Annotated in this window: 6 protein-coding genes; 3 read left to right on the forward strand and 3 right to left on the reverse strand. The window is 65.1% G+C overall.

What is annotated here, in order from left to right; genetic code table 11:
* On the forward strand, nt 1-450 hold a 450-nt coding region (locus V7Q39_RS18640; protein ID WP_333818113.1), incomplete at its 5' end, for a transglycosylase SLT domain-containing protein.
* A gap of 27 nt (nt 451-477) precedes the next feature.
* On the opposite strand, the gene V7Q39_RS18645 is transcribed toward V7Q39_RS18640, so the two are convergent.
* On the reverse strand, nt 478-1077 hold the full coding sequence (locus V7Q39_RS18645) for a LolA family protein (protein WP_333818114.1): 600 nt from the start codon (nt 1075-1077) through the stop codon (nt 478-480).
* Between the two features lie 164 nt (nt 1078-1241).
* On the opposite strand from V7Q39_RS18645, the gene V7Q39_RS18650 reads away from it, so the two are divergent.
* On the forward strand, nt 1242-2642 hold the full coding sequence (locus tag V7Q39_RS18650) for a D-amino acid dehydrogenase (protein WP_333818115.1): 1401 nt from the start codon (nt 1242-1244) through the stop codon (nt 2640-2642).
* A 42-nt stretch (nt 2643-2684) separates the two neighbouring features.
* Nucleotides 2685-3560: an acyltransferase family protein gene (locus tag V7Q39_RS18655; protein WP_333818116.1), complete on the forward strand. Its 876-nt coding sequence runs from the start codon at nt 2685-2687 to the stop codon at nt 3558-3560.
* Between the two features lie 21 nt (nt 3561-3581).
* On the opposite strand, the gene V7Q39_RS18660 is transcribed toward V7Q39_RS18655, so the two are convergent.
* Complete coding sequence (locus tag V7Q39_RS18660) at nt 3582-4964, reverse strand: serine/threonine-protein kinase (protein WP_333818117.1); 1383 nt, start codon at nt 4962-4964, stop codon at nt 3582-3584.
* A gap of 206 nt (nt 4965-5170) precedes the next feature.
* Nucleotides 5171-6129 (reverse strand): FtsK/SpoIIIE domain-containing protein (locus V7Q39_RS18665; RefSeq protein ID WP_333818118.1); only part of this gene is annotated, 959 nt, incomplete at its 5' end.

Consider the following 6129-nt stretch of genomic DNA (forward strand, 5'->3'; position numbering starts at 1 on the left):
GCGATGGAGCGGACCGAGCGGCGCTGGGGCATTCCGGTGCATGTCCAGATGGCGACGATCTATCAGGAATCGAAGTTCATCGGCAATGCGCGCACCCCGCATACCTTTGCGCTGGGGGTGATCCCGATGGGGCGGCAGAGCACGGCCTATGGCTACAGCCAGGCCCTGAACGCCACCTGGGAGGAATACCAGAACAGCGCGGGCGGCCGGAGAGCCAAGCGCGACGATATCGGCGATGCGACGGATTTCATGGGCTGGTACATGGAAGCGTCCAGCCGCTCTCTGGGCATCGCCAAGGAAGATGCCGAGGCGCAGTATCTGGCCTATCACGAGGGCCGGACCGGCTATGCCGCACAGTCCTACCTTGGCAAGCCATGGCTGGTCGAGGTGGCCGCGGCGGTCGGCAAGCGGTCCGAGATGTATCGGGGGCAGCTGGCCTATTGCCGGTAGCCGGGGGCGGCATCGCCGCCCTCCGTGTCATTTCTTGCGCGCTTCGATCTCGGCGCTGATGTCGAAAAGCCGGGTGCCCATCTGGCCGCCCTTCTTCATCTCGCCCAGGATCACGGTGGTCTGCGCTCCAAGGTCGTCGGTGATGATCCACTGCCGCAGTTCCACCGGCTTGGCGGTGAAGACCAGTTCGATCGAGCCGTATTCCGGATGCTCGGGGTCTTGTGCACGGACGCGGGTCGAGGTGCCGTCCTCGCTGTGGCCGACGACCATCTTCGCGCGGCTTAGGTCGACATTCGCCGCCAGGATCAGGTTAAGCGGCGTGCGCTTCAGCGGGTATTGTTCCGGCGGCTGGTTCGACTTGTTGTCGAAGATCGCCACGGTGTTGCTTCCCGCGATCACCAGGCTGCGGTCCGGCGGGCCGTACTCGAAGCGCACCCGGCCCGGCCGCTTGATGTAGATCTTGCCGGTCGAGATCGTGCCGTCGGAATTCACCTGGGTGAAATCCGCTTCCACCGTCGTCAGGCTGTTCAGATAGGCCGAGATGTCCTTGAGCGGCAGCTTTTCGGCTGCGGCAGGAAAGGGCAACAGGAAGGCGAGCGGGGCCAGAAGGGCAAGACGACGGTTCATGCCGCCTATATAGCGGTGGCTCCGCCCGGTTGCACCCCCGCCCCCGGTTCTGTTGCAGGGACGTGCCGATGGCGTGAATGCGGCGTGAGGCGGATTTCTTCGCTGTTTGGCAGAGGTGAAGATGGAATATTCTGTGATAATGAAGATATGCCGCTGTTTCTTGCATGCATGCCGTCAATATCTGTGATCTTTACGAAGAAATTCTGATCCGACGCAGCTATCTTGCCACCTCAGGAAATCATCGGATCGGGATGGCTGAAATGAAGGTCGTGGTTCTGGGCGCGGGCGTGATCGGGGTGACTTCGGCCTGGTATCTGGCCAAGGCCGGTCACGAGGTCACTGTGATCGACCGCCAGCCCGCCCCGGCGCTGGAGACCTCCTTCGCCAATGCGGGCGAGATCAGCCCCGGCTACGCCTCGCCCTGGGCGGCGCCCGGCATTCCGGTGAAGGCGTTGAAGTGGATGTTCATGGAGCACGCGCCGCTGATCATCCAGCCGCGTCCGGACTGGGCCAAGCTGTCCTGGATGGCGCGGATGCTGATGAACTGCACGGCTTCGGCCTATGCGGTGAACAAGTCGCGCATGGTGCGGCTGGCGGAATATTCCCGCGACTGCCTGATGGAACTGCGGGCCGAGACCGGCATCGCCTATGACGAACGCACGCAGGGCACGCTGCAGCTTTTCCGCAGCGAAAAGCAGGTGGCGGCGGCGGAAAAGGATATTGCGGTCCTGAAGGCCGACGGCGTGCCGTTCGAGGTGCTGGATGCCGAGGCCTGCATCGCCGCCGAGCCCGGCCTCGCCGCGTCGCGGGCAAAGATCGCGGGCGGGCTGCGGCTTCCCGGCGACGAGACCGGCGATTGCTTCAAGTTCACCCAATCGCTTGCGGGAATGGCCGAGGCTCTGGGCGTGACCTTCCGCTACGGTGTCGGCATCGACCGGCTGGAGGCCGACCTGGGCCGGATCACCGCCGTCCAGACCTCGGAAGGCCGGGTGACGGCGGATGCCTTCGTCCTGGCGCTGGGCTCCTATTCCCCGATGCTGGTGCGGGAATTCGGGATCAAGCTGCCGGTCTATCCGGTCAAGGGCTATTCGATTACTGTCCCCATCGTCGATGACAGCCGCGCCCCGGTGTCGACGGTGATGGACGAGACGCACAAGATCGCCATCACCCGCCTCGGCGACCGCATCCGCGTTGGCGGCATGGCGGAAATCGCCGGGTTCGACTTCAGCCTGAACCCGAAGCGTCAGGCCACCCTGACCCATTCGGTCGAGGACCTGTTCGGCGGCGCGGGCGACCAGAGCCGGGCCAGCTTCTGGTGCGGGTTGCGCCCGATGACGCCGGACGGAACCCCCATCGTCGGGCGGTCCCCGATCCAGAACCTCTTCCTCAACACCGGGCACGGCACGCTGGGCTGGACCATGGCGGCGGGCTCGGGCCGGGTGCTGGCCGATGTCGTCTCGGGCCGCCGCGCGGGGATCGAGGCGGCGGATCTCGGCTATGCGCGCTACCTGCGTGAGGCGGGCAAGGGCCGCATTTCCAAGGCCGGGGCGGCGGTTCCGGCATAACGCCGCGGCCCGGCGTAAAGCTCCTCGCCACTCCACACTGGATTGAAGAGTGATTTCAGCGCAGACTATGCCTGGGGTCTTGGGGATGTGGTCGTGGAGGCAAAGCGGAACGGATTGATCGACTACGGCTGCTTCGCAGCCGCGCTCGGCATCGTCTGGTACGGCGTCCAGGCCCCCGGGCAAAGGCTGGCCTATGTCGCGCTGCCCTTCATCCTGGTCCTCTTGATGAAACCCTCGACCGTCGGCTTCGCGGGCCGCGCGCGTCGGCTGCTCCTGCCCTTCCTTACCTGGTCACTCGTCTTCGGGATGCTTCACACGGCCCTGTCGCTCAAGGTCGCCGATCCGCCCTTCGCCTGGTGGGACATGCACATGCTGCTGAGCGGCACCTGGAGCCACCTGTGGATTCTGCCGTTCGCCTTCCTCGCCACCATGCTGGCGCCCTGGTTCCAGCATCCGCTCGCTTCGCTGGGGGCGGCCTGGGCGGCGGCAGTCCTGATCGTCGCGAAGGGGACGCCCACCGCCGTGCCCTTCGGACTCTGGGCCTTCGGGATCATCCCGGTGCTGGTCGGGATCGCCTTTTTTGCCTGGGGCTGGCGGCTGGCGGTGATCACGCTGGTCGGCAGCTGGCTGATCCTGCACCTCGGGAGACCGGCGCCGGATAATATCACGATCCTGATCGGCACCGGGCTTGCGCTGATCTGCCTGTCCTGGCGGCTGCCTGCGAGCGCGGCCTCGGAATGGTGCGCGCGGATGTCGGTCTGGATCTACCTCTCGCATCCGCTGGTCATCGTCATCGGGCAGTCGCTGCGCATCACCTGGGTCGAGCTTGGACTCTTCTCGCTGGTGGGCAGCGTTATTTTGGCGCTGTTGCTGGAGACGGCGGTGCAGACCTCGCGACGCGGCTCTCTGGAGTTCTGACGCCCCGCCTTCCAGCGAAGCTCAGAGCCGCAGACCCTGCGCGATCCGCCGCAGCTGCATCCGCGCCAGCAGCGGGTTGGCGTTTTCGCTGTCCAGCGCGACGCAAAGACACAGCCCCGACGCACCCTCCAGCGGCCGGATCAGGTGCATCCTGCGACCGAGCGTGATCAGGATGTCGTCGATCCGCTCTTCCCGGCCGCTGCCCAGAGCCTTCAGGTTCGCCTGTGCCATGTCGACCGCCGTCGCCATCGTCGCCGCCGGATCCGCATCGCCGCGGCCCGTTTCACTGGCCATCACCGATCCGGTCGCGCTGTCGACCAGCCAGCCGCCGGTGAAGCCGCCGATCCGGCGCAGGCTCGAAAGGTCGGGGCCCACGACGCGGGTCGTCGGGCGCCGGGGACGGACCGGGGCGGGGGTCGGCTGCGGCGCGGGCTGCGGGGTCACCCGGCGCAGCAGAACGACATTGCGGTCGCTGCGCTGGCCGGGCTGCGGCAGAGCCTGCGCCCAGGCATGGGTGGTCTGGAACCTAGCCGTGGGAAGGACCGCCATAGCCATGTCGATGCTTTCCAGAAAGCCGCGGGGATAGCCCGCGACCGTGCCCGCGAGCGGCTTCAGCGGATCGGGCCGCTTCTCGGCCTTCGCACTGAGCCGGCTCTGGCAGTTTTCCGGCGCGATCCCGGTGATCAGGTGATGCAGCGAGGCCGCCAGCGAATAGATGTCGCTCCACGGCCCGCTGTTGCCCCCCGGCGCATACAGTTCGTGCGGCGAATAGCCGTCCTTCACCACGCTGAGCCCGGAATATTTCTGCGCCGCACCCGAGGCGCCGCGGCGGGCGGCGCCGAAGTCGATCAGGATCGGCTCGCCATCCTGGTTGATGAAGATGTTGTCCGGCGAGATGTCGCAGTGCAGGAGACCATTGGAATGGATGTAATCGATGGCCGAGACCAGCTTGGCCGCGATGGCGACGATCTGGTCGGGGGAAAGGGTGGTTCGCCGGTCCTCGATGATCTCCAGAAGGTCATGGCCACGAATGTAGTCCAGCACCATGTAGGCGGTGTCGTTGGCTTCGAAGACCTGATGCACGCCGACGATGTTCGGATGGTTCAGCGAGGCGAGGCTCCGCGCCTCGTTCAGGAAAGCCTTCACGATCTTCGACATATGCTCGCGCGTGCCTTGCGACCGTGCGCGGACACGGGTCTCGGTTCGGCGGCAGAACGTCGAGGAGAAGCATTCCTTGATCACCACGTCGCGGTCGAGACTGTCCTTCGCGAGGTAGGTGATCCCGAAGCCGCCGCTGTTGATGAAGCGGATGATCCGGTACTGGCCGTGGAACAGTGTCGTGCCCGGCAGCAGTTCGTCGCCGAAGGTATCGGCCGTCAGTGGTTCGGACGTGTCAAATGCCATGATGTCCCACGGAGCCCCCTTCCCAGACCGTCGGCCTCCGCACCAGCACCATGTCGATTCTGTGGCGAAAACCAGACACGATTTACAACTTCAAGTTGTGTCGCGATTGGGGCGGGATTGAGACGCGATTGTGTCGGAAATGCCCAAATGCTTAAGGCCCCGCCGGATTTCTCCGACAGGGCCTTCTGCTTTGGTTAACGCGTGGGTTAGCGTTCCTCGACCAGGATTTCCCGCTTGCCGACATGGTTGGCCCGGGTGACGACGCCTTCCTCTTCCATCTGCTCCACCAGCCGGGCGGCCTTGTTGTAGCCGATGCCCAGTTTCCGCTGGATGTAGGAGGTGGAGCACTTCCGGTCCCGCGCCACGATCGCCACCGCCTGATCGTACAGCGCATCGTCCGACGCCTCGCCCGAGCCCAGCCCCAGCACCATGTCGATGTCGGAAGCCGCGTCCTCCTCCGGCCCTTCGACCACGCCCGACATATAGACCGGCGGCCCGAAGCTCTTCAGGTGGTTGACGATCTCCTCGACCTCCTCGTCGCTGACGAAGGGCCCATGGATACGGGTGATCTTCGCGCCGTTGCCCATGTAGAGCATGTCCCCGGCGCCCAGGAGCTGTTCTGCCCCCTGTTCGCCAAGGATGGTGCGGCTGTCGATCTTCGACGTGACCTGGAAGGAGATCCGCGTCGGGAAGTTGGCCTTGATCGTGCCGGTGATCACGTCCACCGAAGGCCGCTGCGTCGCCATGATCAGGTGGATGCCGCTGGCCCGCGCCATCTGGGCAAGGCGCTGGATGCAGGCTTCGATCTCCTTGCCCGCGACCATCATCAGGTCGGCCATCTCGTCGACGATGACGACGATATAGGGGAAGGGTTGCGGCGCGAATTCCTCGGTCTCGAAGACCGGATCGCCGGTTTCCTCGTCGAAGCCGGTCTGGATCGTACGCTTGAACATCTCGTTCTTCGACAGCGCCTCGCGGACGCGGCCGTTGTAGCCCTCGATGTTGCGGACGCCCATCTTGGACATCTTGCGGTAGCGTTCCTCCATCTCGCCGACCACCCATTTCAGGGCGACGACGGCCTTCTTCGGGTCGGTAACGACGGGGGAGAGGAGATGCGGGATGCCGTCGTAGACGGAAAGTTCCAGCATCTTCGGGTCGATCATGA

This window comes from Tabrizicola sp. (assembly GCF_036781545.1).
Classification (GTDB): Bacteria; Pseudomonadota; Alphaproteobacteria; order Rhodobacterales; family Rhodobacteraceae; genus Tabrizicola.

Coding starts and splice junctions, on each gene's coding strand:
- V7Q39_RS18645 (WP_333818114.1), bottom strand. CDS start 1,077: ATGAACCGTCGTCTTGCCCTTCTGGCCCCGCTCGCCTTCCTGTTGCCC.
- V7Q39_RS18650 (WP_333818115.1), top strand. CDS start 1,242: ATGCATGCCGTCAATATCTGTGATCTTTACGAAGAAATTCTGATCCGA.
- V7Q39_RS18660 (WP_333818117.1), bottom strand. CDS start 4,964: ATGGCATTTGACACGTCCGAACCACTGACGGCCGATACCTTCGGCGAC.